The sequence below is a fragment of the Rhodospirillales bacterium genome (assembly GCA_028824295.1).
Taxonomy (GTDB): Bacteria; Pseudomonadota; Alphaproteobacteria; order TMED109; family TMED109; genus VXPW01.
In genome coordinates, this window is the sequence record JAPPED010000003.1 from 222739 (window position 1) to 249600 (window position 26862).

The following is a 26862-nucleotide window of genomic DNA, read 5'->3' on the forward strand; positions in this document are numbered from 1 at the left end:
CCGACGCGGTCCGGAATCGCTACGGCAAGGGCTTCCCGACCCATCTAGTGAAGCGGACACGTGCCATGCTGTCGGCGATGAACGCCGCGGTCGTCCTTGGAGACCTAAGATTTCCGCCGGGAAACCACCTTGAGGATCTGAAAGGCAATCGCACCGGCCAGCACTCAGTCCGCATCAACGAACAGTGGCGCATCTGCTTCGTGTGGACCGATCTGGGGCCGGCCGACGTCGAGATCGTGGATTACCACCGATGGGGCAATAGATGACGCTGCTGACGAATCCCTCTCACCCGGGCGAGGTGCTCGTGGAACTCTATCTTGTGCCGCTCGGCATGAGCGCGATCACGCTGGCGAAACGCCTGGACGTGCCCCGGACGCGGATCGAGCGGCTGGTGAAGGGCGAGACGGCGCTGAGCATCGATACCGCGATGCGCCTCTCGAAGTTTTTCGGCACCACAGCCGAGTTCTGGATCAATCTGCAACGCGCGCACGATCTGGCCCGGGCTCGTACCAGCGTCGACTTGTCCCGCATCACGCCGCTGACCGTCGCCTGAAGGTGATCGGGTTCCGACCGGATGATCCCGTTCAAGGCGAGAGGGCTTGACGCCCCCTGAACGCCGGATTATCGGGCTGCCGTGCGGGACGGCGTTACGACGCTCGGAAGCAGCAAGGCCGCGACAAAGATCGCCGAGGCCGCCAAGGCAAGCACCAGGAACAGCGCGGCAAAATCCCATCGGGCACGGATGAAGGCGATCATCGGCACCGCCGTTGCTGCAACCGCGAACGTGATGACGAAGCGGATGGAGTAGGCCCGACTTCGCCAGGCGCTCGACGTGGCACGCCCGATCAACACGTCATTGATGGGAATTTGTCCGAACACCGCCAGCATGAAACAGACGGCGACCAGCAATGCCGCCGCGCCGGTCAAGTGCTGCATCACGGTGAACAACACGGCCTGCTGGGCGGCGATGCACGCAAAGACGGTGCGAATCGAGTAGTTGTCGACCAGATGCCCGACCACCAATTGGGCCAAGGCCGCGACGGCAAAGGCGAGGAAGGCGTACCAACCGATCAGCGTATTCGTTCCGGCCAGGTCGCTCAGCCGTTCCTCGAATACCTTCGGCAGTGCGAAGGTGGTGCTCTGAAAGATCAGGCCTCCGATCGCCGTCGTGAAAAACACGACACCGAACACGCGGACGAGCAAGCGTCGGTCGAGTTCGATTGGCCAGGCAGAATCCCCCTTCTTGCCGGATTGGTGCGGCGAAAGGTCCCGGGGTCGGCGTCGTCCGCCGTACAAGAAGATCGCGTAGGCACAGCCGAGCGCGAAGCAGAGCGTGCCCGGCACCGCAAACGCAGCCCGCCAGCCCGCCACGTCGATGAGCCAGCCGGTGAGCAGCGCCGCGCAGGCCACCCCCATGTTTCCGAACACGCCGTTGATGGCCAGCGGCATGCCAGTCCGGCGGCGCCCCTCCACGACCAGGGCGAGGCCGACCGGATGGTAGATCGAGGCAAACAGGCCGATCAGGAGCAGGCCGACACCGATCTGGAGCGGGGTGTCGGCGAGCGCGGTGGCCGTGCTGGCCGCACCAAGGCCGAGAAAGAAGACGGTCATCATGGCTTCGCGGCTCCACTTGTCCGCAAGCCAGCCCGCGGGAAGAGCGCCGACCCCGAATGCGATCAACCCGGGCGTCGCGTAAGGGATCAGTTCGGGATAGGGGATGTTCCATTCGTGCACCAGCACGAGCGCCGCCGTGGTCGCGAAGACCAGAATGATCAGGTGATCAAAGAAGTGGCCGAGGTTGAGAAACAGGAAGCTGATGCGGTCGCGAGTCAACGTTCCGGTCCGCCCATTTCCATCTGCAACACAATGTGTGCGGCCGGATGGCGAGATCCATCGTTCAGCCTTACGCAGGGGTTATAGGCGAAGCTTAACCAAAGTCGATGATACGTCCGTAGGTTCTGGTGTCCGATGGTTGCCGGTATGCTCTCGCCAAGCGAATGCGAGGTTCATCCATGCAATCAACGCTTGCAGCCACTCGCGCGAACTATGGGCGGCACGAAGACGCCCTGCAGGCCTACATGAGGGAAGGGGAGGCGCGTGCCCTGCGACTCGGCAACCGCGGCCCAATCCGGCTGGACGACGACGGCGCCCTGCACCCTGATATCGCCGAGGCTTACTGGCGCAACGGCTTCTACGTCTTCGAGGGCGTTCTGGAGGAAGCTGAGCTCGCTGACATCGAAGCGGATGTTCAGGAGATCCTGTCGCGCCTGCCCGCGGCCAAGGATGCTGATGTCGATGCCCTGGGACGGCCGGCCCTGGGGGCGGACTGCGAAGCGCCCACATTGTTCTGGGCCAAGCCGCTCGGCGATCCGTTTGGCGGGACCGAAGAAGCTGCCGGCCGACACCCTGTCAAGATGATCGAGCCGGAAGCCGCGCCCGACGCTCCCGAGGATGTCGTGTATCTCATCCTCGGGTCTCTGCAGTTTTCCGAGGCCTGCTTGCGGGTGTACGGCCATCCGGAATTGCTCGCAGTTGCGGCAGCCATCAACGGCGATGATTTCGTACCGTTCACCGAGGCACTGTTTCTCAAGGAGCCGGGGAGGGGAGCGTCCGTCGCGTGGCATCAGGACGGGGTCACACACTGGGATTCGCCAACCTGGGATGAGGGCTCGCACGGGTTCAACTTCATGGCGCAGCTCTATGGCTGCACGGCCGCCAACGGGGTCTGGGTGCTTCCCGGGTCGCACAGGCTTGGCAAGGTCGACATCGCCGCGCTGGTGGAGGAGAGCGGTTCGGACCGAATCCAAGGCGCCGTGCCAATCCTTTGCCGGCCGGGTGACGTAGCGATCACGAATCGACAGGTCGTGCACGGGTCGTTCGCGAACACCAGCACGGACTGGCGCGTGACCGTGAATTTTGGATTTCACCGGCGTGCCTCGGTTCTGGGCGTCACGACCGGCGGACTGCACAATGCCGTGGCGCATTACGATGATGCCCGCATCCGTACGCGGTCGCGGATGATCGGCTACGCGATCGATGCCAGGCGCCAACGTTTCCCTGACGAAACACCGTACATATACAAACCGCTGGCAGAGGCCGGGGAAGCCTGCCGATGGACGGAGGCGGCGAGGGCAGCCGTGAAGGACTACAACCTGCTTGACTTGGGGCTTTAGCGCGTAACCGGCGACACGTCCGGCGCGAGCAGGCGAGCGCTCGCACTCCTATCGAGGTTTCGAGCTTCATTGCTGCCGGTCGACAACGCCGGAACGGCTGGGGGCAGATCCCGGAACGGCAGGCGAGATCGGCGTGGCGGATAGAGGGTGCCATCAATCGGCGCAGCTCACAGCGCAGGTCTGCGACGCCTATTCCCAGATTGGGTCACGGCCCGCCCGGTAGGCTGCCATGGCCTCGGCAAAGTCGGGACTGGCAATCGCCTTTTCCTGGAGCGACAGGTATTTCCGAAAGAAGGCGTCCCAGCCGATGTCGAAACAGTCCACCAGCATCTGCTTGGAGGTCCTGCTCGCCGCAGAATTGAATTTGGCGTACTCGGCCAGCCAGCCCTCAAATTCTTCCCGTGCGGTGTCTTCCTGGACCAGGTGATCAACGAGCCCTATCCGTTCCGCTTCCTTCCCATCGATCATGTTGCCCCTGATGATCAGCGACTTGGCGCGCCCTAGCCCGACATAGCGGGCAAGGCGGAAGGTCCCGAGGCCAGGGATCAGGCTTTCCTTGATCGCCGGCAACCCAAGCCGCGCGGTTGGCGTGCACACGCGAATGTCGCATGCCAGTGCCAGCTGCAGGCCCCCGCCGATGGCGTAGCCGTGAAGGAGACAGACAACCAGCTTGTCCATCGTTTCGAACGCCCTCAGGGCCGCATCCCACATCTCGAAGTAGCTGTGTTCAATCCGACCTGCGGAGAGATCCTTGAGGTCCATACCGGTGCAAAATGCCCGGCCCGCACCGGTGATGGCGACCATGCGGATGGCCTCGTCTTCGGCAATCCACCGGGTGGCGTCCAGCAGCTCCTGTGCGCCGGTCATCGCGACGGCATTCAGCAGTCGGGGTCGCGTCATCTCCAAGCGGACCAGCGGGCCGTCCGTCTGAATGTTCAAGGTCTCGTAATTCCCGGCCATATCGGGATTTCCCTTCTGCTTGCTCGTAGTGGGATCCGACGATCTGGGCGCTCTCAAAGCCCGCGAGAATTCGCTGTGGTGCGCACCTCGTATCAACGATGTGCTGTAAATACAGTGTTTTGCGTTAACCGCAACTCCCAGCGACGGTGACCAATAGCCTAGTAAAACATATATGTCGCGCTCGGCCCCGCCGCGATACTCTGTCCGCCCGCCTGCAGGTCGATCGTCCGGTCCTGCCGGGCCGGATCAGTTGGCTGCACCTGTGGTCGACGTGCTATCGCATGGCCGAGCCCGCCCCGTCCGAGCGGGTAGTACCGCCACGTGCCGTCAGATCCTGGTCCCACCAGGTCTCGGTCACGATCCCGTAGAGCGGCGTGACTGCAGGCCGGCCAAACCGGTCCCAGCGGGCGACCCGATCCTCGTTCAGGTGGAACAGCGGGACGAAATGGTGCCCCCACAGCAGCACTCGATCCAGTGCGCGAACCGTGTTGACGAACGCGTCACGTTCGCGTTCCCGCGTCATCCGCTCGATCAGCGCGTCGACGGCCGCGTTCCGCACGCCAGCGTAGTTCCGTGTGCCTTCCTGCGTCGCAGCATCACTGCCCCAGTAGTAGGCCTGTTCATTGCCCGGCGACAACGACACCCCCCAGCGATACATGATGACGTCGAAGTCGTAGGTGTTCAGGCGATATTGATACTGCGGCGTGTCGACCGTCCGGACCGTTACGTCGGCCCCGAGGCGTTCCAGGTTGCGGGCGAACGCGAGGGCAATCTTCTCGTTCCGCGGATCGACGAGCAGGATCTCAAAGATCATCGGACGACCGGTGCCGGCTTGCGTCAGCACGCCCTCACGGACCACCCACCCGGCCTCTGAAAGAATGCTCAGCGCGACCTTCAGATCCGCCCGAATGTCGCCGGTCCCGCCGGCCGGGCGATAGGGCTGTTCGAAGACTTCGCCCGGAAGGAGGTCCCGATATGGCTCCAGGACGGCCAGCTCATCGCCGTGCGGAAGCCCTCGCGAGGCCAGCACGGAATTCGCGAAGACGCTTTGGGTTCGGACATACGCTCCGTACAGCAGGGTTTCGTTGACCCAACCGAAGTCGAAGGCATGCGCAAGGGCATGGCGCACATCGGGGCTTTCGAACGGCGCGCGCCGGCTGTTGAACACGAACGCGAACATTCCCGAGGGGCGTCCGTGCGGCCGGCTTTCGAGCTTGACCCGGCCGTCGCGGGCGGCCGGAAATTCGTAGGCAGTTGCCCAGCGTTTCTCGGAGGTTTCGAAGCGGACGTCGTACTCGCCGGCGCTGAACGCCTCCATCATCGTGTTGCCGTCGCGGTAGTAGTCGTACCGAACTTGATCGAAGTTGTGCTGGCCGCGATTTACCGGCAAGTGGCGTCCCCAGTAATTGGGATCGCGACGGTAACTGACGCTGCGGCCAGGATCGACCGTCTCGACGCGATAGGGCCCGCTGCCGAGCGGCGGCACCATGGTGGTCTCATCGAACGGGACTGTCAGGTAATAGGACTTCGACAGAATTGGCATTAGCCCGATGATCAGCGGAAGCTCGCGGTCCCGCGACATTGCGTCAAACACGAATCGCACGGAATGCGGGCCCGGCTGCTCGACCCGTTCGACTTGCCGGTAGTAGAGCTGGAGGTTGGGCCTGCCGAGATCCCGGAGGGTGCGCCAGGAAAACACCACATCGTCCACCGTGACCGGGCTTCCATCGTGGAATCTCGCTTCCGGCCTCAGGACGAACAGGGCGGAACTGCGGTCCTCGGGCACCTCGATGGATTGGGCGAGCAGACCGTACAGCGAGAACGGTTCGTCCCAGGTCCGCTTCATGAGGCTCTCGAACATGAGATGCCTCCCGCGCGCGGGCACCCCCTTGATGATGAACGGGTTGAGGCTGCTGAACGTGCCCTGCACGGCGAGACGGATCGTACCGCCCTCTGGTGCATCCGGATCGACGTAGTCGAGGTGGTCGAACCCCGGGTCGTATTTGGGCGCACCATGCATGGCGATGCCGTGATCTTGCGCCTCGGCCCGGGTGATCAGGCCGGCAAGCGCCGCAAGGAAGATGCCTGCAGCGAGAGTTCGGCCCATCCTTGCGGCGTGCTGGGTAAGAACGCTCCCGACATTCCAAACTTCTGCTGCGCGGCTGCCGATGACAGTCGCGGCGCATACGCGTTCAGGGACCCGAACACCGCTGCGATTTCGGGAGACCGCCAGCCGCGATGCGTTGTCCCGATGGGCGGACCGTGGGCGGACGGGAACCTCCGGTGCTCCGTGCGATCCAGATCTCAGGAGCATTGGGCCTGCATCTGTCGGTTGGCGGGGGCGGGCGCAAGTATTTCTCATGTCGTTCGCATTGTGTCAGGGACTGCGGTCAACCGGGGCCGGTTCCGACCGAAGTTCGGGGATGACGCGTACTCCGGATCTCACGCCGCCTCAAGGCCACGACGGCGCTTTCCGAGGTTCCCCATGAACTTCCGTTGCCGACCCACAGGAAGTCGGTGATTTACGATGGACCCCGCAGTCCGGCCGCATCTGGCCTACCCGCCAGGCGCGCCGACATGCGATGCGCCGCGTGTGTGCAGCCGCACGCCATCGAGGTACGTGTCGCTGACGGCAACGGGCTGCCGGGTGTCCCCGAATTCTTGGAGGAATGGTTGTCATGAGCGGTGGATTTGTGGCGATTGACTGGGGTTCCTCGAATTTCCGTGCCTACAGGGTAGGCGCGTCGGGAGAGCTTCTTGATCGTCTGGCGACCGCCGAAGGCGTGGCGAACCTGGACCGCGATGGGATGGCGCGCGCGGTCGATGAGGTGGTGTCCCGATGGCCGACGGAGGCCAACGCCCTCTTCTGTTGCGGCATGATCGGATCGACGGTGGGATGGGCGGAAGTTCCCTACCTGACCTGTCCCATACATCCCGACGAAATCGCTCGACAAATGACCTCAATGACGATTGCGGGCAACGCGGTACAAGTGTCTCCGGGGCTGACCTGCCGCTCGACCGACGGGTTTCCCGATGTCATCAGGGGAGAAGAAGTGCTGTGCCTCGGCGTCGTCCGGAGGACGGAGCGGCTTCAGAGCGGCCTCGGGCTCCTCTGTATGCCGGGAACCCACACCAAATGGATTGCCATCAGGAACGGTGTTGTTGGCTCATTTTCGACGTCACTGGTCGGCGAACTCTATGAGGCGCTTTCGGCAAGCAGTTTGCTGAAGAACCATCTGAAGGGCGTCGCACGCGACGGGGAGGAATTTCGGCTCGGTGTGAACTCCGGCCATTCAGGTGGCGGGCTCATGCGCATCCTGTTCGGTGTACGCAGCCGCTCCGTGGTCAAGGAGCTCGCCGATAACGCTGCGGCTTCATTCGCGTCGGGAATTTTGATCGGGAACGACATTCGAGACGCGATGAACGTGTATTCGGAATTGATCGATGCGGGTCCGGTGATACTGATTGGCGAAACGGGCCTGTGCGCGCTCTATCGAGCTGCGCTGCAACATCTGGGGCACGACGCAGTTGTCACGCCATCCGAGGACGTTTGTGTCGAGGGGTTCAAATTCATTCATGACATGATCGGCCGAAGGTAGCCGTGACTTCCTCTCTTCTTGCGGCAGCGTTGGCGCGAATGCCCTTGATGGCAATTCTCCGGGGAGTGACCGGGTCGGAAGCGGAGGAGGTGGGTGCCGAGCTCGTCGCGGCGGGCATCGGCGTATTGGAAGTCCCGCTCAACTCCCCGGATCCCTACGACAGTATCCGGGTCCTGCGAGACACCCTTCGGGATTCCGCTGTGGTCGGCGCAGGCACGGTTGTCTCCTCCAGCGACGTGCAACGAGTACTAGATGCGGGAGGCCAAATCGTGGTCGCTCCGAACACGGACGAGCGCGTTATCGAGGCGTGTTTGCAACGCGATCTGGTACCCGTGCCTGGCTTCGCAACCGCGTCAGAAGCGTTTCGGGCGATCAGCGCCGGCGCGACGTTCCTCAAGCTGTTTCCTGTCAACGCCTTTGCCCCAAGCTTTGTGGGCGCATTGGCTGCCGTGCTGCCTGCAGGAGTTTCCGTATTGGCAGTCGGGGGAGTCGATCTTACGAATTGCCGGACCTACCTGGACGCGGGTTACCGGGGCCTTGGGGTCGGAAGCAGCCTTTACCAACCCGGCTGTACCGTGGAGCAGCTGAGGCAACATGCAGGGAAGTTCGTCAGGATTTGCCGTGACTGGCAGGGCGATTTGGAACCCGGACGGACATGATCGATTCTCTGCCAAACCGGGTGTCCGGCGGATCAGCGTCACGCGTTGGATCCTGATTGAGATTGACGGGAACTCACGAGAAGACTGGCTGTCAATTCCAATCGTCGTGGAATGACGATGGGCCGACCAATGTGTGGGCCGCGAGATCAGCATCCTTCGACGCGGAAGATTCGCCTCGAACCGTCAAACCCTCGATGCTCACTGTCACCGACATCCCGCAGGATCTGGATCCGGCAACGTCGCCGTGGTTCGGCTAGGCGTCACCGGGACGTGACCCACCGAAGCTGCATCACCGTCCGATCGTGACCTGACGCAACCGCTCCTGCTTGGTGCGCTACGTGCCCGATGTCCGTAGCTTGTCGTTCCTCTGCACCGAGCCGTTTTCAGTCCTGCGCGCGTCGATCTTGTTGACGCCTGGTCAGAGAGCGTTCAGCTTTTCGAGGTTGGCCTTCCGTAGCTCGTCCTCGGTCAGACCGAGGTCGTAGGCGGGCGACCAGATCATTTCAGCCGCCGTGATGGCAACCTTCACGTAGGCCTTCATATGAGGGCGGTAGAGGCTCCAAGCCGCATCGAAGGCGGCATCGAGTTCAGGGGCGGCATCGGCACGTGGGATGACCGCGGCTGTACCCGTGACGCGAACGGCCCGGCGCGTCACGATATCGGTGAAGCAGATTTCGATAGCGGGATTGCGGTGCAGATTGCGGACCGTTCCTGGCGATCGGATATGGCCGAAAGCCAGTGTCTGAGCGTCCAGAATCACGAATGTCGCCTTGGGAGAAACCGATGGCGAGCCATCGGCGTTCACGGTCGCGACGGCACCTGCAGAGAAGCTGCTGATCAGCCTTACCATTTCTTGCGTCAGCATTTTCAGTTCTCACTGCTGCTTGTCGCGTCCACCCTGTTTTGGATGCGACACGATTGGTGCTGTGAGAGGCGCTCAAGCCAGCAGGATGATAAGCAGCCGATGCTCAAGTGATCCTGATCTGGTTTGGGGCGCAACCACGGCACTTCTGGTGTGCAAGCTCAACTGGCCGACAGGAACCCGGTGTAGATCCAGTGGGCCTGGTCCTGGCCGATCCCGAAGGTCCCCATGACGTCGGGGATCACGACGTTCCCCATCGTCGACGACATCACCGTCGACACCGTCGCCAGCAGCACCGCCAGCAACGTCCCGGTCTTGTGCAGGGAGCCGGCCGGCGCCGGCGCGGCGGTGGTTACCGCAGCCACGACCAGAACCCGTCGGCCGAGCCGTCGTCGACGTACACCTCCACCATCATCCCCGGCTTCAGCCGTGCGTCCGGCGGCTCGATGTCGACCCGCACCTTGATCCGCTGCGTCACCTTCGTGAACGTGCTCGAATCATTAAGCCGCGGCAGCAGCGAGAACTGGCTGGTCGCCGCATCGCCGATCCGCGCCACCCGGCCCGCCACCTCGAGGTCGGGGTAGGCGTCGACCTCGATCCGCACCGGCTGCCCGACTTCGAGCCGCGCGACCTCGGTCTCGCGGATGTTGGTCTCCACCCAGATCCCGGCCGGATCGTGCAGCACCAGCAGCCGCTCGCCGGCCGAGACGTACTCCCCGGCCATCGCGAACGTGCCGCCCACCACCCCGTCGATCGGGCTCGTGATCGTCCGGTCGGCAAGGTCGATCTCCTGGCGCTGCCGGCGCGCCGCGATCTCCGCCGACCGCGCCCCGAGCGCCACCCGCTCGGCCGCGCTCACCCCCAGCATCGCCCGGTCGGCCGCCGCCTCCGCGAGCTGCGCCTCCGCCTTCGCGACGCCGGCCGCCGCCCGCCCCAGCTCCTGGCGCGCCGTCAGGAAGTCCGCCCGCGCCCGCTCCAGGCGCGCCGCCGGGACCGCGCCCGACGCCGCCAGCGCCTCCATGCGCTGGAACTCCGCCTCGAGGTACGTCAGCTCGTCAGTGTGGGCGCGCCGGTTGGCCTCCGCCTCGCCGACCTGCGAGCGGGCGGTCGCGATGCGGGCCTCGACCTGGCCCTCGGTGAGCGCCGCCTGCGCATCGACGCGGCGCAGCTCGGCCTCGAGGGCGGCGAGCTCGGAATCGGTCTCGGCGAGGGCCAGCTCCGCCGCGCGGGTGTCGAGCCGGGCGAGGACCTGGCCCCTGGCGACGCGGTCGCCCTCGCCGACCAGGCGCTCGAGGAGGACGCCCTCGGCAGTGCTGCTGACGGCGAGGATGTCGGCCTTCACGCGGGCGTCGGCCTCGTGCACGTAGAGGACCGAGGTGCGGACCCACTGCGCCGCCCAGGCGGCCATGGTGGCCAGCAGGACCAGCAGGAGCAGGACCCGCCCGGCCAGGAACAGCAGCCGGCGCCAGCGCGCCGGCGCGGGGGCATCGGCGGGGGGCGCGGGCTCGGGTGCCGGCGGCGGGGCGGTCTGGTCGGAGGCGACGGCCGGGCGGAACCGGCGCTCGGCGCCGAGGTCGAGAGTGCGTCCGGTTTCAAGCTGCCCGGGCAACGCAGGGCTTCTTCCGATTGTCATGAGAACGTAAGTATACGTTAATGACACTGTTTGACGCGACTTCCTCCCTTAGCCGGTCGAGACAGTCCCGGATTCGCCACATGCAGTCATCGCGGTGCGCGAGGGCAGCGCCTGCTCCCAAACCGTTGCACCCACCCGCGCAGCCGGCGTGTCGCTGGCTTCAATGACTTCCATCCGAGGCGCCAATTCGCAGGGCAGGCATTCCTGCCTGGCTTGTCTCGGCGCTTCCCCAACGGCCGGCTAGCAGGTGGCGCTTGCGATGCTTGGATTACGCCGGCCATCAGGTGACTCGGCCTCACGCGCAGATGCCGCGCATGCTTCTCCGATGCAGCCCATGAGGTAGCGCTGTTACCAATCCGCGTGGTCGCCGAAGCGCTGACGGAAGCCGGACAGTTTCGGGCTCCATCGATGGCCAACAGAGCTTGGTGTCAGCCGCTTTGAAGCCCGACGGTTGAACCGAAGAGTTTATGAACACATGCGATCCGGATCTGCGAAGTTCGAAATGTCGGTCGTATGACTTCTAATGTACACCTGATTTACTTCTAATGGTCATACAATACACTTCTAATTGTTGGAGATCGAGAAAGGGCGTAGACATTGTACAAGCGGTTCGCGGAACGTCTGGCGAAAGAAGCACTCTCCGACACCCCGGTGGTTCTGATCATCGGACCGCGACGGGTGGGCAAGACCACGCTGGCCCGGAAGATGGAGGAAGGCGGCCGCGTCTACCTCACGCTCGATGACCAGACGGCCCTCGACGCCGCACAATCGGACCCAGCAGGTTTCATTCGCGGACTGGACCGTGCCATCATCGACGAGATCCAGCGAGCGCCGGACCTGCTGCTGGCGATCAAGAAGACGGTAGACGAAGACTACCGTCCAGGCCGATTCCTGCTGACCGGCTCCGCCAACGTCATGACCTTGCAGCGGGTCGCCGACAGCTTGGCCGGCCGGATCGAAACCCTCCGGATGCTGCCGCTGGCGCGGGCAGAAATTGCGGGCACGGCGCCGACCTTTCTGGAGCGCCTGTTCGCGGGGGAACTGCAGGGACGCCGTGAGGCGGCCGTGGGGGACAAGCTCGTCCGCATCGCTCTGGTCGGTGGCTTCCCCGAGGCGATCACCCGCGAGAGCGAGCGCCGACGGCAAGCCTGGGCGCGTTCATGGCTGACGTCGGTCCTCACCCGCGATCTGCAAAACATCGCAGAGATCGAGAAGCTGACCGAGCTGCCGAGGTTCGTCCGGTTCCTGGCGGAGCATTCCGGGCAGCTGGTCAACTATTCGCAGTTCGGCTCCAGCATCGGTGTCAGCTACAAGACCGGACAGCGCTATGTTGGGTTGCTGGAGCAGGTCTTCTTGGTCGCGACATTACAGCCGTGGTACACGAATGCGCTGAAGCGGATCGCGAGGACGCGAAAGCTGCATTTTCTCGATTCGGGTCTGCTTGCCACGGCGCGCGGACTGACCTTCAACCGGATCAAGGCGAATCGCAGGGAGTTCGGCGCGCTGCTCGAAAGTTTCGCGTTCTCGGAGACCCTGAAACTCGTTGCGGCGTCGGATCTGCAGTTGACGCCGTACTATTTCCGGGACCAGCAGATGCGCGAGGTGGACATCGTGCTGGAACGCGACGACGGCATGATCGCGGGGATTGAGGTCAAGGCGTCCGCTACCGTGAGGTCGGGCGATTTCTCGGGACTGCGGACCCTGGCCGCAGCGTGCGAGGAACGTTTTGCCCATGGCGTGGTGCTCTATGACGGCACCGAGTTCGTGCCGTTCGCGGACAGGCTGGCGGCGGCACCGCTTGCATGCATGTGGGCGTGACGGGGCAGCGAAAGACGGCGTGGGCCCAAATTCACCGTGGATCGAGCAGAAACAGGCAACCCTGCAGAATGACTCTAAATCGGCCTGTCACAAGGATTTTATGGGGATATCAGGGAAGGATCGGAAGGGTGAGTTGGCTCCGCGGGCAGGACTCGAACCTGCGACCAATCGGTTAACAGCCGATTGCTCTACCAACTGAGCTACCGCGGAACAATCTCCCAACATAAAGGGACGCACCGCTTGGCGCGAGCCCTTAGATACGCGCGAGCGTGTCTCGGTGTGCCGCCGCCAGCCGCCGTGGGTCAGGCGACCCGCCGCAGGCCCGAGTCGGCGTGGTCCCTGCCGAGGAGCTCGGCGACCTGGAACGCCACCTCCAGTCCCTGCGTAGCGTTCAGGCGCGGGTCGCAGTGCGTGTGGTAGCGGAGGCCGAGGTTTTCCTCGGAGATTCGCTGGACGCCGCCCACGCACTCGGTCACGTCGCGCCCGGTCATCTCCAGGTGAATGCCGCCCGGGTGGGTGCCTTCGGCGCGGTGCGCGTCGAAGAACCCGCGGATCTCTGCGCAGACCCGCTCGAGCCGCCGGGTCTTGTAGCCCGTCGTGGACTTGAAGGTGTTCCCGTGCATGGGATCGCAGATCCAAAGCACGCTTCGGCCTTCTTCGCGCGTCTTGCGAAGCAAGGGCGGCAGGCGTTCGCCGACTTGGTCCGCGCCCATGCGCGAAATGAAGGTCAGCCGCCCGGGTTCGTTGTCCGGGTTCAGCATGTCCGCCAGTTCGATCAGGACGTCTGGTTCGGTCCGGGGCCCGATCTTGACGGCCAGGGGATTGTTGATCCCGCGGGCAAACTCGAGGTGTGCCTCGCCCGGGTTCCGCGTGCGCTCGCCGACCCAGAGGAGGTGTGCCGAGCACCCGAACCACTGGCCCGTGAGGCTGTCGACCCGCGTCAGCGCCTGCTCGTAGGGGAGCAGCAGGGCCTCGTGGCTCGTGAAGAAATCGACGGTCCGGGTGACCGGCGCGGTCTCCGGAGTGATGCCGACGGCGGCCATGAACGCCATCGCGTCCGCGATCCTGTCGGCGTAGTTCTGGTAGAGCTCCGCCTGCTCGCTGCCGCGGACGAAATCAAGGGTCCACTGGTGAACTTTCTGGAGATCCGCATAGCCGCCCTGCGCGAAGGCGCGCAGCAGGTTCAGCGACGCCGCTGCCTGCGAGTAGGCCTTCAGCATGCGGGACGGGTCGGGTGCGCGGCCCTCTTCCGAGAACGCGATGTCGTTGATGATGTCGCCCCGGTAGATCGGGAGCGTCACTCCGTTCTGTGTCTCTGTGGGCTCCGAGCGCGGCTTCGCGAACTGCCCGGCAATCCTGCCGAGCTTCACCACGGGCATACGCGAGCTGTACGTGAGCACAACGGCCATCTGGAGGAGGACCCGAAACGTGTCCCGCAGGTTGTCGGCGCTGAACTCCGCGAAACTTTCTGCGCAGTCGCCGCCCTGGAGCACGAACGCGCGGCCTTCCGCCGCGTTCGCTAGCTGCGATTTCAAACTGCGGATCTCGCCGCCGAACACGAGCGGGGGATGCGCCGCGAGTTCGCGTTCGACCTGCGACAGCGCGTCGCCATCGCTGTAGTCCGGCATCTGGCGGGCCGGGAGGGCGCGCCAACTGTCCGGCGACCATTGAGAGGTCATCGGTTGCATTCCTGAAACAGAAATCTGAGGTATTGCCCAAGTATTGCCAATTTACCCGGCAAATGCACCTTCTTTCTCCGCCACCGGTGTCCGCAGCGTCACGAATTCCTCGGCCGTCGTCGGGTGAATCCCGATCGTGGCGTCGAAGTCGGCCTTGGTGGCCCCGGCGCGGATGGCGACACCCACCATTTGCATGATCTCCGGCGCGTCGTCGCCCACCATGTGGGCGCCGAGGATGCGGCCGCCTTCACGGTCGACGACCAGCTTCATCATGACCTTGCTGTCGCGCCCCGTAAGCGTGTGAAGCAGCGATCGAAATGAGGTGCGGTACACGTCGATGGGCCGACCTGAAGCCCTGGCCTTCTCCTCGGTCCATCCGACCGTGGCGATCGGTGGTTGCGAGAAGACAGCGGAAGGTACTGCGCTCAGGTCCACGGATCGTGCCGAGCCGCCGAAGAGCGTATCCGCGAGCGCGTGTCCCTGTGCCGTGGCGACCGGCGTGAGGTTGAGGAGGTTGGTCACGTCACCGATCGCATAGATGTGGGGTACCGACGTGGCCAACTGGTCGTTGACGATGGCAGAGCCGTCCTGCGCGAGTTCGACACCCGCCTCCTCGAGGCCAAGGTCGGCCGTATTGGGGGCGCGGCCGGTCGCGACCAGGACCTGGTCGCTGAGGAAGGTAGAACCGTCACCCATGGTGGTTTGCAGGCCGTCGCCGGTGCGTCGGATGCGCTCGGGCGCAAGGCTCACCTGCACGTCGACACCGTGGGCTCGCAGCTCCTCGGTGATGGCGGCACGGACGTCGCCATCGAAGCCGCGGAGGATCTGCTCGCGCCGGTAGGCGAGAACGACCTCCGCGCCGACCCCGTTGAAAATGCCCGCAAACTCGACGGCGATGTAGCCGCCGCCGATGATCAGGACGCGGTCCGGTCGCTCGGCAAGCGACAGCGCTTCGTTGGAGGTGATGGCAAGGTCGTTGCCGGAGAACGGCGGGACGCTCGGCCATCCGCCGACCGCGACGATGATCCGGTCCGCGCGGAGCAGGCGCCCGCCGACTTGGACCGTATGGGGGTCCAGAAGAACGGCGTGCCCCATGACCGTGACGACACCGGCGTCGTCCAGCAACCGGCAATAGATGCCGTTCAGTCGGTCAAGTTCCGCGTCCTTGGCGCGGATCAGTGCGCCCCAGTCGTGTCGGGCGGCGTCTACCGTCCAGCCGTACGCGGCGGCGTCGGCGAAGCTGTCCCGGTAGTGCGCCGCGTAGACCAGGAACTTCTTCGGGATGCATCCGCGCAGCACGCAGGTCCCGCCGACCCGGTCGCTCTCGCAGATCGCGACCTTCGCGCCGTGCCCGGCGGCGATGCGCGCCGCGCGCACGCCGCCGGATCCGGCCCCAAGGACGACCAGGTCGTAGGATTCCGGTGTTCGCATGCGGTCAGCTAGGAGGATCGCCTGCGACCGTCACATGCCGGCCAGACACAGGTACTTGGTCTCCAGGTATTCCTCCAGACCTTCCTGGGCGCCTTCGCGGCCCAGTCCGGACTCCTTCACGCCGCCGAACGGGGCGACTTCGGTGGACAGGATGCCGGCGTTGACGGCGACCATCCCGTACTCGAGCGCTTCCGCCACCCTCCAGATCCGGCCGATGTCCCTGCTGTAGAAGTAGCCGGCCAGGCCGAAGCAGGTGTCGTTGGCCATCTCAATCACTTCCGCCTCCGACGAGAACCGGATGAGCGGCGCCACTGGCCCGAACGTCTCTTCGTGGAAGATGCGCATCGTCCGGCTGACGCCGGTCAGGACCGTCGGCTGGTAGAAGTTGCCGCCGAGATCGTGGCGTTGACCGCCAGCTGCGACCTCCGCGCCCCCGGTCACGGCATCGCTGACATGGCTCTCGACCTTCTCAACCGCATTCCGGTCGATCAGCGGACCGATCTCGGTCCCCTCCGCGAGGCCGTTGCCCACGGCGAGGCCACGGACCTGTGCGGCGAACTTCTCGGCAAACGCTTCGTAGATGCCGTCCTGCACGAAGATGCGGTTGGCGCAAACGCACGTCTGGCCACCGTTTCGGTACTTGCAGGCCATGGCTCCTTCGACCGCAGCGTCGAGATCGGCGTCATCGAAGATGATGAGCGGCGCGTTTCCACCCAGCTCCATCGAAACGTTCTTGATCGTGCTGGCGGCCTTCTGGATCAGGATCCGCCCGACTTCCGTCGAGCCGGTGAATGAGATCTTCCGGACCTTCTCGCTCGTGCACAGCGTGTCGCCGATCTGGCCGGACGGGCCGGAAACGATGTTCATGACCCCGGGCGGCACGCCGGCGCGAAGGGCCAGCTCGACGAGCGCCGTCGCCGTGAACGGCGTGGCTGAGGCTGGCTTGATGACCATCGTGCACCCGGCGGCGAGTGCCGGAGCGCCCTTGCGAGTGATCATCGCCGCCGGGAAGTTCCACGGGGTAATGAGGCCGCAGACGCCGACCGGCTGCTTGATCGTGAGAATGCGTCGATCACCCATGGTGCTCGGGATGGTGTGGCCGTACGCGCGCTTGCCTTCCTCGGCGAACCAGTCGACGAACCAGGACGAATAGGCGATTTCCCCCTTGGATTCGGCCAGCGGCTTCCCGTTTTCGAGGGTCATGATCAGGGCCAGGTCGTCGCCATTTTCCAGGATCAGGTCGTGCCAGCGCCGGATGATCTGGCTGCGCTCCTTGGCGGTGCGGGCCCGCCAGTCAGGCCACGCCGCGTCAGCTGCCTCGATGGCGCGGGTGGTCTCCGCCGCGCCCATCTTCGGCATCGTTCCGACCGGACGACCGTCTGCCGGATTGTGGACAGCGATCGTTTCACCCGAGTCGGCGTCCTGCCACTTGCCGCCGATGCAGCCCTGCTGACGGAAAAGCGCGGGATCGCGAAGCGCCATGAGCGGCTGGCTGAGATCGATATCCATGCTGGCGTGCTCCCGCGAACGGTGCCGGCGGCCATCCGGCAGGCGTGAGTATAGGTGGCTTCCAGGGGTTGATTCAGGACACGGTCACCGTTTTCGCCAAGTTGCGCGGGTTGTCGACATCCGTGCCCTTCAGCACGGCTGCGTGGTAGGCCAGAAGCTGAAGGGGGACCGCGTACAGCAGCGGGGCCACAAATGGATCGGAGTGGGGCACCTTGATCGTGTGCCGGGCGGTCTCGCCGAGCTCGCTGATGCCGTTGTCGTCGCTCACCAGGATGATGGGTCCGTTCCGAGCGTTCACTTCTGCAAGGTTGGATGCGTTCTTGGCGAAGAGAGGGTCCGACGGGACGATTCCGACCGTTGGCACATGTTCATCGATCAAGGCCAAAGGACCGTGCTTGAGTTCACCCATTGGGTACGCTTCCGCGTGGATGTACGAAATTTCCTTCATCTTCAGTGCGCCTTCACGTGCCACTGACGCGGCTGGCCCCCTCCCGAGGTACAGGACGCTGGGGGCGCGGATGAGGTCGGAAGCGACGTCCTGAAGTCGGTTCTGGACGGCGAGGATGTCCGCCATCTTGGCTGGAACGGCGGTCAGCTCCGCAGCCAGCAGGGCCTCGTGTTCGGAGTCCAGCCTGCCCCTGGCCCGACCGGCGGCCAACGCCAGGCAGGCCAGGGTGGCGAGTTGGGCGGTAAATGCCTTGGTGGACGCCACGCTGATTTCACTGCCGGCATGAATGGCGACGATCGCGTCCGCCTCGTTGGCCATGGTGCTCGAGGTCATGTTCACGAGCGCGACGGTGGGTACCCGTTGCGCCCGAAGCTGACGCAACACGGCCAGGGTGTCGGCGGTTTCGCCGGACTGGGAAATGAGGATGGCGGCGCTCCGCCCCGCAGAACCGAACAGCGGGGCCCGGTCCTGGAACTCGGACGAGATATCCACGTCGACGGGTAGTTGCGCCAGCTCCTCAAACCAGTGGCGCGCGACTCCCGCGGCGTAATGCGAGGTGCCGCAGCCCACCAGGATCAAGCGATCCAGCTCGGCGAACCGAAACGGCAGTTCCGGCGCCTCCGCCCGCATGGCGCGCGTGTCGAGCAGGGCACGCAGGGCGTCGCCAATCACAATCGGCTGCTCGTGGATCTCCTTCTGCATGTAGTGCCGGTAGCCGCCTTTCCCGAAGGCGGTCGGGACGATGCTTGACGTCACCGTCGGTCGTTCGACCGGCTGGCCGTCAACGGCGCGTACGGAGGCTCCGGTTGCGGCGACCGTGGCCCGGTCACCTTCGTCGAGATGGATGATGCGATCGGTGAACGGCGCGAGCGCGAGGGCATCCGACCCGATCCAGGTTCGGTGCTCACTGATCCCGATGGTCAGCGGGCAGCCGTGTCGCACCACGAAAATGCGTCCGGGTGCCCGCGCTACGATCGCGGCTACCGCAAATGCGCCCTTCAGGCGGGCAAAGGCCGCGTCGGCCGCGGCTTCCGGAGTAAGCCCGCGACGGAGATGAAAGACGATGAGATGGGCAATCGCTTCGGAATCGGTATCGGTCTCGAACTCGTGTCCCGCGTCGGTGAGTTCCGCACGGAGCAACGAGAAGTTCTCGACGATCCCGTTATGGACGATGGCGACCTCGGCATTGCCGTGCGGATGCGCGTTTGTCTCGTTTGGGACGCCGTGCGTGGCCCAACGGGTGTGGGCGATCCCGGTGTCTCCCGCCATCGGCGCGTCCTTGAGTACCGACCGGAGATTCGCGACCCGTCCCGCGGCCCGGCGGCGTTCCACCCGTCCGTTGGCGAGGGTGGCGATCCCGCAGGAGTCGTACCCTCGGTAGGTGAGGTACTCGAGACCGTCGAGGAGGGGCGGCGCGGCACCATGCTCCGATGCGCCCACCACGCCGATGATTCCGCACATCGGCCGGAGCTAGCCGGTGCGGTGCGGGGGGCGCTGTCGTCCCCTGGACGGCCTGACGCGTGTGGCGGCGCGTTCGACGGCGAGCGTGGAGTCCGGCACATCGCGGGTAATCGTGCTGCCGGCGCCGACGATGGCGTGGCGGCCGACGCGGACCGGGGCCACCAGGGCCGAATTTGATCCGATGAACGCGCCCGCGTCTACGACGGTGTGGTGCTTCCGGGTGCCGTCGAAATTGCAGAAGATTGTGCCAGCGCCGATGTTCGCTTCGGCGCCCACGGTTCCATCGCCGATGTAGGCGAGGTGATTGGCCTTGGCGCCGGGGCCGATGACCGTGTTCTTCACCTCGACAAAATTCCCGACCCGCGCGCCGTCTTCCAGTCGCGTGCCGGGACGCAAGCGGGCAAAGGGCCCGACGCGGCACCCCTTGCCGATGATCGCGCCTTCAAGATGGGAGAAGGCCAGAATCTCGGTGTCGGTGTCGACTGTGACGCCCGGGCCAAAGAACACCTGGGGCTCCACCCGGACGTCCGCGGCGAGCACCGTATCCCACGCGAACCATGTCGTGGCGGGGTCGATCAGGCTGGCTCCCGCCTCCAGCGCCCGGCGTCGGAGGCGCGCCTGGAGGGCTGCCTCGCAGGCGGCGAGGTCGGCGCGGGTGTTGATGCCCACCAGGTCGTCGGCCGGCCCTTCGATCCAGGCGACGCGCCGACCAGCGGCGTTGGCGCCGGCGACCACGTCGGTCAGCTGGTGTTCGCCAGCTGCATTGGCAGTGTCGAGCTGTGCGAGCCACGGTCCCAGGACCGCGGCATCGGCCGCGAGGACACCCGCGTTGCAAAGGTTCGATGCACGCACGTCGCTGGTCGTGTCTCGCTCCTCGACAATCGACCTCAGGTACCCGTCCTCGTGGACCTGGAGGCGGCCGTAGCCCGAAGGGTCATCGGGCCGAAATCCGAGTACTGCCAGGGCCGGCCGATCGGACTCGCTCAGGCGGTCGCGAAGCGCGGCCAGCGTGTCCGGTGCGAGGAGCGGCACGTCGGCGCACAGGATAATGACGTCGCCCTGGAAGTCGCCAAGGGTCCGCAAGGCGATTCTCGCAGCGTCACCCGTGCCGAGCGGTTCCGGCTGCAAGGCAAACTGCGCATCCGCACAGTCGGTGCGAACCGTTGCGAGCAGTGCGTCGGCACCGGGCCCGTGCACGACCACAGTGGCGGTCGGCGTCAGTTCGGCAGTGGTGGCCAGGACGTGGAGAATGGCCGGCCGTGAAGCGACGGGTTGCAGTGGCTTGAGCACACGCGAGCGCATGCGGCGGCCAGCGCCGCCAGCGAGTATCGCAGCTGCGAGTGGGCGAGCGACCATTGCGGGAACCTTTGGAGCGGCCCTAGTCAGCCGCGCAGGCGATGGGGAACGCGCAAAGTGTGTACAACGCACTCAGTGTACCTGCGCTGGAGCGATTCTGTCCATGAAACCACAGCATGCGCCGTGCACGGTGGTGTTCGATCTCGATGGCACCCTGATCGACAGCGCTCCGGATCTGGCCGGCGCGCTCAACGATCTGCTGGTCCAGTACGAGCGCCCGCAGGTCAGGCTCCCGGACGTCCGTACGATGGTCGGTGACGGGGCGGTGTCGCTCATCCGGCGTGGGTTCGGCCGATCGGGCGGGCTCGACGGCATCCCGATCGAGCAGCTGCGAAACCGGTTTCTCGCGCTCTACGTGGATCGGATGACGCTTGAGACCAGTTTGTTTCCCGGGGCAGAAGCAACGCTGTATTTGCTGCACGAACGGGGGTGCCGTATCGCGCTGTGCACCAACAAGCCGGTCGGGATGGCCGAGGACATCCTTCGGTACTTTGGCTTGCGCGACCGGTTTCACGCGGTCTTGGGTGGAGATTCCCTGGCGGTCCGCAAGCCCGATCCGCTGCACCTGTCGGTGGCTATCGAGCATGCCGGCGGACAGGTGGAACGGGCAGTCATGGTGGGGGACAGCAATGCCGACGTGACGGCGGCTCGACACGCAGGTGTGCCATCGATCGCGGTAAGTTACGGATATTCTTCCGAACCTGTCGACAGCCTTGGAGCCGACCTGGTGGCTGAACGGCTCGACCAGATTCCCGATTTTCTTGTTCGATTGGAACTCCTCGGGTAAAACCGACTTCCATTGTCCGAAACGGGCTCGACTGGCGCCCCGGGGCGGTTAGCTCAGCGGGAGAGCACTCGCTTCACACGCGAGGGGTCACTGGTTCAAATCCAGTACCGCCCACCATCTGCACGGGGAACCGGGGTGGCCAGCAATCTGCAGCGGGATCTTGGGCGGTTAGCTCAGCGGAAGAGCGCTCGTCTTACACGCGAGGGGTCACTGGTTCGATCCCAGTACCGCCCACCACCAGCTCACACCGCATGGTGACCGATGAAGGAAGACGAGCAGGCGGGCCCGGCGAATTCTGCGCCATGTGGCCTGCTTCAGCCTGCCGTTGGCCCCGAGGCTGCACGAGCAAGCCGAGCCGCGATGCTGTCCTGACAGGCTGCGTGCGGTGGCCATCCGCGCGAACCGCTGGTCGTTGCGGCCGGCAGAGCGAAGACGGCGCGGGAAGGGGACGCTTGCTGTGACCCGAATCGACATGCGTACCACGATGATGGTCGGGTTCGTGGTCGCGTGGTCACAGGCGGCCGCCGGGGACTATTTGGACGCGCGAGCCGCAATCGTGCAAGGCGATCTGGCGGCAGCCCACGATGCTTGCATTCAGGCTGCCGAGGCAGGCGATTCGGACTGTGAGAACCTCGTCGGATGGCTTGCGCTCCAGGACGATGAATTTGGTGGTCCGGAGGAAGCCCGACAGTGGTTTGCCAGGGCAGCCAAGCGCGGCCACCGACGCGCGACCGAGAATCTCGCCTTTCTTTGGGGACGCGGACTTGGTGGGCCGGTCGACGTCGAGCGGGCAGCTTCACTGTATCGCGCTGCGCAGGCAGCAACCCCGGTTCAAGTGCCCGCCGACAGTCCGGTGCAAAGTGAACCGGCGCGCGAGGTCTCGACCGAACGGTTGGCGGCGGCGCGCTACCGTGGCGCCTACGCCGAATTGCTCAAGTTACGGGCACTCCACGACCTGCGGCGCAGCCCGGACGAACCCTACGTCAGTGATGCGGAGCTCCAGGAGGCTGAAGCGGCGTTGGAAGTGCTGGCGTCGCAAGTGGAAGACCAGGGCGGCAATTCTGCCGAGATTCGGTCCGCAGTCGCGAAACGACAGGCGATTATGCTCCGCCTGCTGGGGCGCCACGCCGACGCATTCGACCCGGCAGTGCGGGCCGACGCAATGAACGGGCTGGACCGCATCACCGCCGTTCTGGAATAGCTGGTGCGTAGGTGGAGTCCCGGTAGTCAGGCCGGTGGCAGACGTGGAGGAATGTGGAGGCCGGGGTCGGAATTGAACCGACCTACAAGGATTTGCAGTCCTCTGCATAACCACTCTGCCACCCGGCCTCGGGCGCGCCACACTCTATCGGCATAGACGCTCCTCCGCATCCGCAACGCCTACAATCGGGTCGCGGAAACGCCGACAGTCAATGGTTGCGGATGAGCTGTGGCAGGGGAGGGCTGAAGCCATGTCCGATTTTGCAGCGATGCGCAGGAACATGATCGACGGGCAGCTGTTTCCGAACCGCGTTACCGACCGGCCGGTACTTGCGGCATTCGAGAAGGTGCCGCGCGAGCGCTTCGTTCCTGATCAAGCCCGCGCCCGCACATATCTGGATGAGCATCTCCACCTCGGCGGGGATCGCTACCTGCTGGCCCCGCTCGTATTTGCGCGAATGGTTCAGGAGGCGCGTATCCGGTTTGACGATGTGGTGCTGGACGTCGGTACCGCAACCGGATATTCGGCCGCCGTGCTGGGACACTTGGCCTCTGCCGTGATCGCACTGGAAAGTGACGAGAACTTGGCCGTGCAGGCGGAGGAGGCGCTTACCGAGCTTGGCGCGGACAATGCAGCCGTGGTGCAGGGCCCCCTGTCAGGTGGATGGCCTCCCGGCGGGCCCTACGACATCGTCCTGATTCAAGGGGCCGTGCCGGAACCTCCGAAGGCGCTGATCGCGCAGTTGGGACCGCAAGGGCGGCTGCTGGCCGTGGAGTGCCAGCCCGGCGCGCCTGGTCGGGTGGTACTGGTGGAAGCCACGAATGGGAATCCGGTGAAGCGGGACCTCTTCGACGCCTCGGTTCCTCCACTCGCGGCGTTTGCACGGCCAGCCACGTTCAGATTCTGACACGGAACGGCCCGGATCCGGCCTGACAGTGCAGTTTGCCGGTCAGAACCTGATGACGATCTTTCCCATGTGCTGCTGGGATGCCATGAGCCGATAGGCCTCCGTAGCTTCGTTGAACGGAACGACCTCCGAGATGCGAGGCCGGATCGCGTGTTTTTCGATGGCCCGGTTCATGTCACGGAACATCCGTCGGCTGCCAACGTATACGCCGTTCAGGCGAACGGACTTCCGCATGACTGGAAGCGGATCGATGGTCCCTCCGGTAAGGATTCCGATCAAGGCAACGGTGCCGCCGACCCGAACCGCATCGAGCGACTTCTGGAGCGTGCCGGGACCTCCCACCTCGACCACTGCGTCCACCCCACGGCCCCCAGTGAGGTCGCGGACGGCCGCCGGCCAGTCGTCAACTTCCCGATAGTTGATCCCGTGGGCTGCACCAAGCGCGGCCGCCTCCTGCAACTTGCGGTCGGAGGAGGAGGTCATGATGGCCCGGATTCCGGCAGTGGCAGCAAACTGCAGAGCAAACATGGAAACCCCGCCCGTGCCCAACAGGAGAACCGTGTCTCCGGGCCGCAAAGCCGCAGTTTCGAAGATCGCGTTCCAGGCCGTCAAAGCAGCGCAGGGCAAGCAGGCAGCTTCCTCGTCCGAAAGGTCGGGTACCTTTGGCAGGACACCTTGGGAGTTCAGCACGACATACTCGGCCAGTACGCCCTCCCGGGCACCGCCCAGGGCACTCGCCATTGCCGCCGGGGTACACCCGCCGTCTTCCCAGTCCTGGAAGAACGTGGTGGTCACGGCCATGCCAGGCTGGACGCCGGTTACCCCGGGACCGACCGCTTCGATAACGCCGGCCCCGTCGGAGTTCGGGATTCTTGGAAGCGGGAATCCGCGAGACAGTGGATCCAGGATCGTGGAAAGATCACGGTAGTTGATGGCGTTCGCCGTCACGCGAACCAGAATCTCTCCCGGACCCGGCTCGGGCCGTGGCCGCTCCACGAGTGCGAGAGCGTCGATTCCACCTTCGCCCTCGATCTGCCATGCACGCATCGGGCTCACCAATCAGCTGCCCTTCTTGCGGTATGCCTGTTCGGCGTGCTCCTCGCAGTAGGATTTTCCAGGTGCAGCAGGGGCAAGGCAGAAATCGAAATCGGGGTTGTCCGGTTCGCCGTGCGGCCAATGGCATTCGTTGTAGCCAGGAAACCGAAATTCCCGTTCTCCGGTCCGTTCGGAGGCGCTGTCCGCGGCGCCCGCACCTGGGGCCATGGCGTCGCTGGCCGGGTCAGGGCGACGGTCACTGACGAATGTCGGCTGATCTTCGGAGAGAGGTTCGCCCGTTTCCAATGCATCGCCCGTGGAACCCTCTCCGGGCGCATCCTCTGGCGACCATGCCAGTTCGTCAGCGGTATCTGGGAACGAATGCCGCGACAACTCGGACGACCCGGCTCCTGCCGCCGGCACGGCACTTCCGTGCGCTACAGAATCTAAACCCGCCGCCGATTGCGCCGACCGTGCCGGGGAGGCTCGCCGCGGGGTCTGTGCGCCGGTATGCCGTTTACCGGCCGTCCCGCCATCGCGTTTAAGGCCCAGGCGTCGGACTTTCCCTTTGACCGCCGATTCCGTGACTGGTGGTCCAAGGGCTTCGGCAACTTGGGCACGGGTCCACCCCGCCAGCCACAGCTCGGTCAGCTTCTTGACCCGTTCAGGGGTCCACGGATTGTTCATGCGACAAGACTTCGGTTCGACATGCGGCACGCCTCGCCCAATGTGGTGCGGATTCTCCAGAAAGCAAGGGGTTCCGCATTGACTACCCGGATGCCCGGGCATCCGCGGGCGTATCCGGCGCCGCTTCCAGGCAGGGTGCCTTATGCCGCGGCGTCCAGACCGGGCTGATCCGCGAGGCTGACCAAGGCTCTGAGCAGGACGTTCGCCCCCCGAATGATGTCATCCGGAAGTGCATTCTCGATCTCGTTGTGACTGATCCCGTCGACACAGGGGATAAAGACCATCCCCGCCGGCGCGACCCGCGCCACGTTCATGGCGTCGTGCCCGGCCCCACTGATGATGTCGCGGTGCGAGTAGGAGAGGTCTGCGGACGCCGATCGTACCGCCTGGACCACCTCGGTGTGGAATTCGACGGCCGGCACGTCAAGTATCTGTCGAATGGTACACGCCGCCCGCTCCTGGTCGGCGGCCTCTTTCGCGGCGGCGCGCAATCGGTCGTCCATCGTCGCCAGCACCTGCGCGTCCGGATGGCGCATATCGACGGTGAGGAACACCGAACCGGGAATCACGTTTCTGGAGTTCGGCCGGGCCTCAAGCACGCCACATGTCGTCCGTGCATGCGGCGCGAACTTCTCTCCCAGGGCGCGGACCGCCGTCACGATGCCCGCAGCGGCGACGAGCGCATCGCGGCGTACTGGCATGGGCGTGGTGCCCGCATGCGATTCCATGCCGGTGAGATCGATCTCGTACCACCGTTGAGCCTGGCCGCCGGTAACGACCCCGATGGCGATTCCATCGTCTTCGAGCAGTGGGCCCTGCTCGATGTGAAGTTCGATCAGCGCCCCAGTCGGATTCTGCCGATGCGTGCATGGGACTGGCCCGTGGTATCCGATTCGCCGGAGCTCTTCTCCAAAGCTGCGACCGTCAGGATCCTCGACCTGCATCATGAAGTCGCGATCGTGTAGACCAGCGTGGACTCCGGATCCCATCATCGCCGGCGCGAACCGACAGCCTTCTTCGTTGGTCCACATCACCAGTTCAAGAGGAGCTTCGGTCACGTAATCCGCGTCATTCAAGGCGCGCATGACCTCCAGGCCGGCCAGCACTCCCAGCGCCCCGTCGTACCGCCCCCCGGTCGGTTGCGTGTCGAGGTGACTCCCGGTCTGGACGGGATCACGGTCATCGTCGCGGCCGGCACGGCGAGCGAAGAGATTGCCCATTTCGTCCACGCGGACGGTCAGGCCGGCTTCGTCGCACCAGGTGCAGAACAGATCGCGTGCCTCCCGGTCGAGGTCAGTCAGGGTCTGGCGGTTCACACCTCCCTTGGGCGTGGCGCCGAGTTCGGCCATCGCAGCGAGACTGGACAGGAGGCGCTCGGCGTTGACCGACAGCCTTGCGTTTGATTGCGGCGATTCGTTCGGCGAGGATCTCATGACAGGGTCGCACACTGACAATGGGAGGAACTTCAGTATAGGTTGCGGCCAAGACAGCATTGCGTGGTCGGCTTGCGGCATTTGGAATTTCGGCGGCGCTCCGGCAAGGGTGCGTCCCGGCAGACGGCCGTCTCAGCCGGGAGCTTTTCTTCGGTTTTGCTTTGGCCGATCGCGTCCTGGCAAACGATTGCCCGAGCCGACCAGTCGGAAGGCCAAGACGACAA

At 64.8% G+C, this 26862-nt stretch carries 22 protein-coding genes, 4 tRNA genes and 1 pseudogene; 11 read left to right on the forward strand and 16 right to left on the reverse strand.

The features are described from left to right. Nucleotides 1-38 precede the first annotated feature (38 nt). Together OXH60_02355 and OXH60_02360 are read left to right on the forward strand one after the other, a co-directional pair. Nucleotides 39-266 (forward strand): annotated as a pseudogene (locus OXH60_02355) (type II toxin-antitoxin system RelE/ParE family toxin). Beyond that, nucleotides 263-553, forward strand: coding sequence for a HigA family addiction module antitoxin (locus OXH60_02360; GenBank protein MDE0710959.1), 291 nt, complete (start codon nt 263-265; stop codon nt 551-553). Before OXH60_02355 ends, OXH60_02360 begins: the two are co-directional and overlap by 4 nt. A gap of 68 nt (nt 554-621) precedes the next feature. Here OXH60_02360 and OXH60_02365 read toward each other — a convergent pair whose 3' ends face one another. Further along, complete coding sequence (locus OXH60_02365; protein MDE0710960.1) at nt 622-1833, reverse strand: MFS transporter; 1212 nt, start codon at nt 1831-1833, stop codon at nt 622-624. Between the two features lie 179 nt (nt 1834-2012). On the opposite strand from OXH60_02365, the gene OXH60_02370 reads away from it, so the two are divergent. Next, nucleotides 2013-3173 carry a phytanoyl-CoA dioxygenase family protein gene (locus OXH60_02370; GenBank protein MDE0710961.1) on the forward strand — a complete coding sequence of 387 codons (1161 nt, stop codon included), beginning with the start codon at nt 2013-2015 and terminating at the stop codon, nt 3171-3173. A gap of 189 nt (nt 3174-3362) precedes the next feature. On the opposite strand, the gene OXH60_02375 is transcribed toward OXH60_02370, so the two are convergent. Together OXH60_02375 and OXH60_02380 are read right to left on the reverse strand one after the other, a co-directional pair. Next, nucleotides 3363-4133, reverse strand: coding sequence for an enoyl-CoA hydratase/isomerase family protein (locus OXH60_02375; protein ID MDE0710962.1), 771 nt, complete (start codon nt 4131-4133; stop codon nt 3363-3365). 274 nt (nt 4134-4407) lie between these two features. After that, nucleotides 4408-6240: an extracellular solute-binding protein gene (locus OXH60_02380; protein ID MDE0710963.1), complete on the reverse strand. Its 1833-nt coding sequence runs from the start codon at nt 6238-6240 to the stop codon at nt 4408-4410. Between the two features lie 571 nt (nt 6241-6811). On the opposite strand from OXH60_02380, the gene OXH60_02385 reads away from it, so the two are divergent. Then, entirely contained in the window at nt 6812-7732 is a 921-nt protein-coding gene (locus tag OXH60_02385; protein MDE0710964.1) for a 2-dehydro-3-deoxygalactonokinase, read from the forward strand. Between the two features lie 38 nt (nt 7733-7770). Beyond that, the gene (locus tag OXH60_02390; GenBank protein ID MDE0710965.1) at nt 7771-8391 is read left to right on the forward strand and encodes a 2-dehydro-3-deoxy-6-phosphogalactonate aldolase; all 621 of its coding nucleotides are present in this window, start codon (nt 7771-7773) and stop codon (nt 8389-8391) included. 418 nt (nt 8392-8809) lie between these two features. Here OXH60_02390 and OXH60_02395 read toward each other — a convergent pair whose 3' ends face one another. From OXH60_02395 to OXH60_02405, 3 genes are all read right to left on the reverse strand, one after another. After that, the gene (locus tag OXH60_02395; GenBank protein MDE0710966.1) at nt 8810-9256 is read right to left on the reverse strand and encodes a pyridoxamine 5'-phosphate oxidase family protein; all 447 of its coding nucleotides are present in this window, start codon (nt 9254-9256) and stop codon (nt 8810-8812) included. Between the two features lie 158 nt (nt 9257-9414). After that, nucleotides 9415-9618 (reverse strand): hypothetical protein, encoded by a 204-nt coding sequence (locus OXH60_02400; GenBank protein ID MDE0710967.1) that lies wholly within the window; start codon nt 9616-9618, stop codon nt 9415-9417. Continuing rightward, nucleotides 9606-10862, reverse strand: coding sequence for an HlyD family secretion protein (locus OXH60_02405; protein MDE0710968.1), 1257 nt, complete (start codon nt 10860-10862; stop codon nt 9606-9608). The genes OXH60_02400 and OXH60_02405 overlap by 13 nt, the downstream gene beginning before the upstream one ends. A 621-nt stretch (nt 10863-11483) precedes the next feature. Between OXH60_02405 and OXH60_02410 the strand changes: the two genes are divergently transcribed. Then, nucleotides 11484-12704, forward strand: a complete 1221-nt coding sequence (locus OXH60_02410; protein MDE0710969.1) for an ATP-binding protein — start codon at nt 11484-11486, stop codon at nt 12702-12704. A gap of 134 nt (nt 12705-12838) precedes the next feature. Here the strand turns inward: OXH60_02410 and OXH60_02415 are convergent. The 6 genes from OXH60_02415 to glmU all read right to left on the reverse strand — a co-directional run bounded on the left by OXH60_02415 (nt 12839) and on the right by glmU (nt 20588). Continuing rightward, a tRNA-Asn gene (locus OXH60_02415) sits at nt 12839-12914 on the reverse strand. Between the two features lie 92 nt (nt 12915-13006). Further along, entirely contained in the window at nt 13007-14383 is a 1377-nt protein-coding gene (locus OXH60_02420) for a 3-deoxy-7-phosphoheptulonate synthase class II (GenBank protein ID MDE0710970.1), read from the reverse strand. Nucleotides 14384-14434: 51 nt separating this feature from the next. Next, the gene (gorA, locus tag OXH60_02425) at nt 14435-15814 is read right to left on the reverse strand and encodes a glutathione-disulfide reductase (protein ID MDE0710971.1); all 1380 of its coding nucleotides are present in this window, start codon (nt 15812-15814) and stop codon (nt 14435-14437) included. Nucleotides 15815-15844: 30 nt separating this feature from the next. Then, on the reverse strand, nt 15845-17323 hold the full coding sequence (locus tag OXH60_02430) for an NAD-dependent succinate-semialdehyde dehydrogenase (GenBank protein ID MDE0710972.1): 1479 nt from the start codon (nt 17321-17323) through the stop codon (nt 15845-15847). 73 nt (nt 17324-17396) lie between these two features. Continuing rightward, nucleotides 17397-19232, reverse strand: coding sequence for a glutamine--fructose-6-phosphate transaminase (isomerizing) (glmS, locus tag OXH60_02435; GenBank protein MDE0710973.1), 1836 nt, complete (start codon nt 19230-19232; stop codon nt 17397-17399). Between the two features lie 9 nt (nt 19233-19241). Then, nucleotides 19242-20588 (reverse strand): bifunctional UDP-N-acetylglucosamine diphosphorylase/glucosamine-1-phosphate N-acetyltransferase GlmU, encoded by a 1347-nt coding sequence (gene glmU, locus OXH60_02440; protein MDE0710974.1) that lies wholly within the window; start codon nt 20586-20588, stop codon nt 19242-19244. Between the two features lie 103 nt (nt 20589-20691). Here glmU and gph point away from each other — a divergent pair, with 103 nt between their 5' ends. The 4 genes from gph to OXH60_02460 all read left to right on the forward strand — a co-directional run bounded on the left by gph (nt 20692) and on the right by OXH60_02460 (nt 22576). Then, nucleotides 20692-21375 carry a phosphoglycolate phosphatase gene (gene gph, locus OXH60_02445; protein MDE0710975.1) on the forward strand — a complete coding sequence of 228 codons (684 nt, stop codon included), beginning with the start codon at nt 20692-20694 and terminating at the stop codon, nt 21373-21375. 42 nt (nt 21376-21417) lie between these two features. Further along, nucleotides 21418-21492 (forward strand) — tRNA-Val (locus OXH60_02450). 45 nt (nt 21493-21537) lie between these two features. Further along, nucleotides 21538-21612, forward strand: a tRNA-Val gene (locus OXH60_02455). Between the two features lie 220 nt (nt 21613-21832). Continuing rightward, nucleotides 21833-22576 carry a hypothetical protein gene (locus OXH60_02460; protein ID MDE0710976.1) on the forward strand — a complete coding sequence of 248 codons (744 nt, stop codon included), beginning with the start codon at nt 21833-21835 and terminating at the stop codon, nt 22574-22576. A 54-nt stretch (nt 22577-22630) separates the two neighbouring features. On the opposite strand, the gene OXH60_02465 is transcribed toward OXH60_02460, so the two are convergent. Further along, nucleotides 22631-22704 (reverse strand) — tRNA-Cys (locus OXH60_02465). A 122-nt stretch (nt 22705-22826) separates the two neighbouring features. Between OXH60_02465 and OXH60_02470 the strand changes: the two genes are divergently transcribed. Beyond that, complete coding sequence (locus OXH60_02470; GenBank protein MDE0710977.1) at nt 22827-23483, forward strand: protein-L-isoaspartate O-methyltransferase; 657 nt, start codon at nt 22827-22829, stop codon at nt 23481-23483. 42 nt (nt 23484-23525) lie between these two features. Here OXH60_02470 and OXH60_02475 read toward each other — a convergent pair whose 3' ends face one another. From OXH60_02475 to OXH60_02485, 3 genes are all read right to left on the reverse strand, one after another. Then, nucleotides 23526-24530, reverse strand: coding sequence for an NAD(P)-dependent alcohol dehydrogenase (locus OXH60_02475; GenBank protein MDE0710978.1), 1005 nt, complete (start codon nt 24528-24530; stop codon nt 23526-23528). Between the two features lie 12 nt (nt 24531-24542). Then, a complete protein-coding gene (locus OXH60_02480; GenBank protein ID MDE0710979.1) occupies nt 24543-25205 on the reverse strand; it encodes a hypothetical protein in 663 nt (220 codons plus the stop codon). Nucleotides 25206-25345: 140 nt separating this feature from the next. Continuing rightward, nucleotides 25346-26638 (reverse strand): Zn-dependent hydrolase, encoded by a 1293-nt coding sequence (locus OXH60_02485; protein ID MDE0710980.1) that lies wholly within the window; start codon nt 26636-26638, stop codon nt 25346-25348. Nucleotides 26639-26862 lie beyond the last annotated feature (224 nt).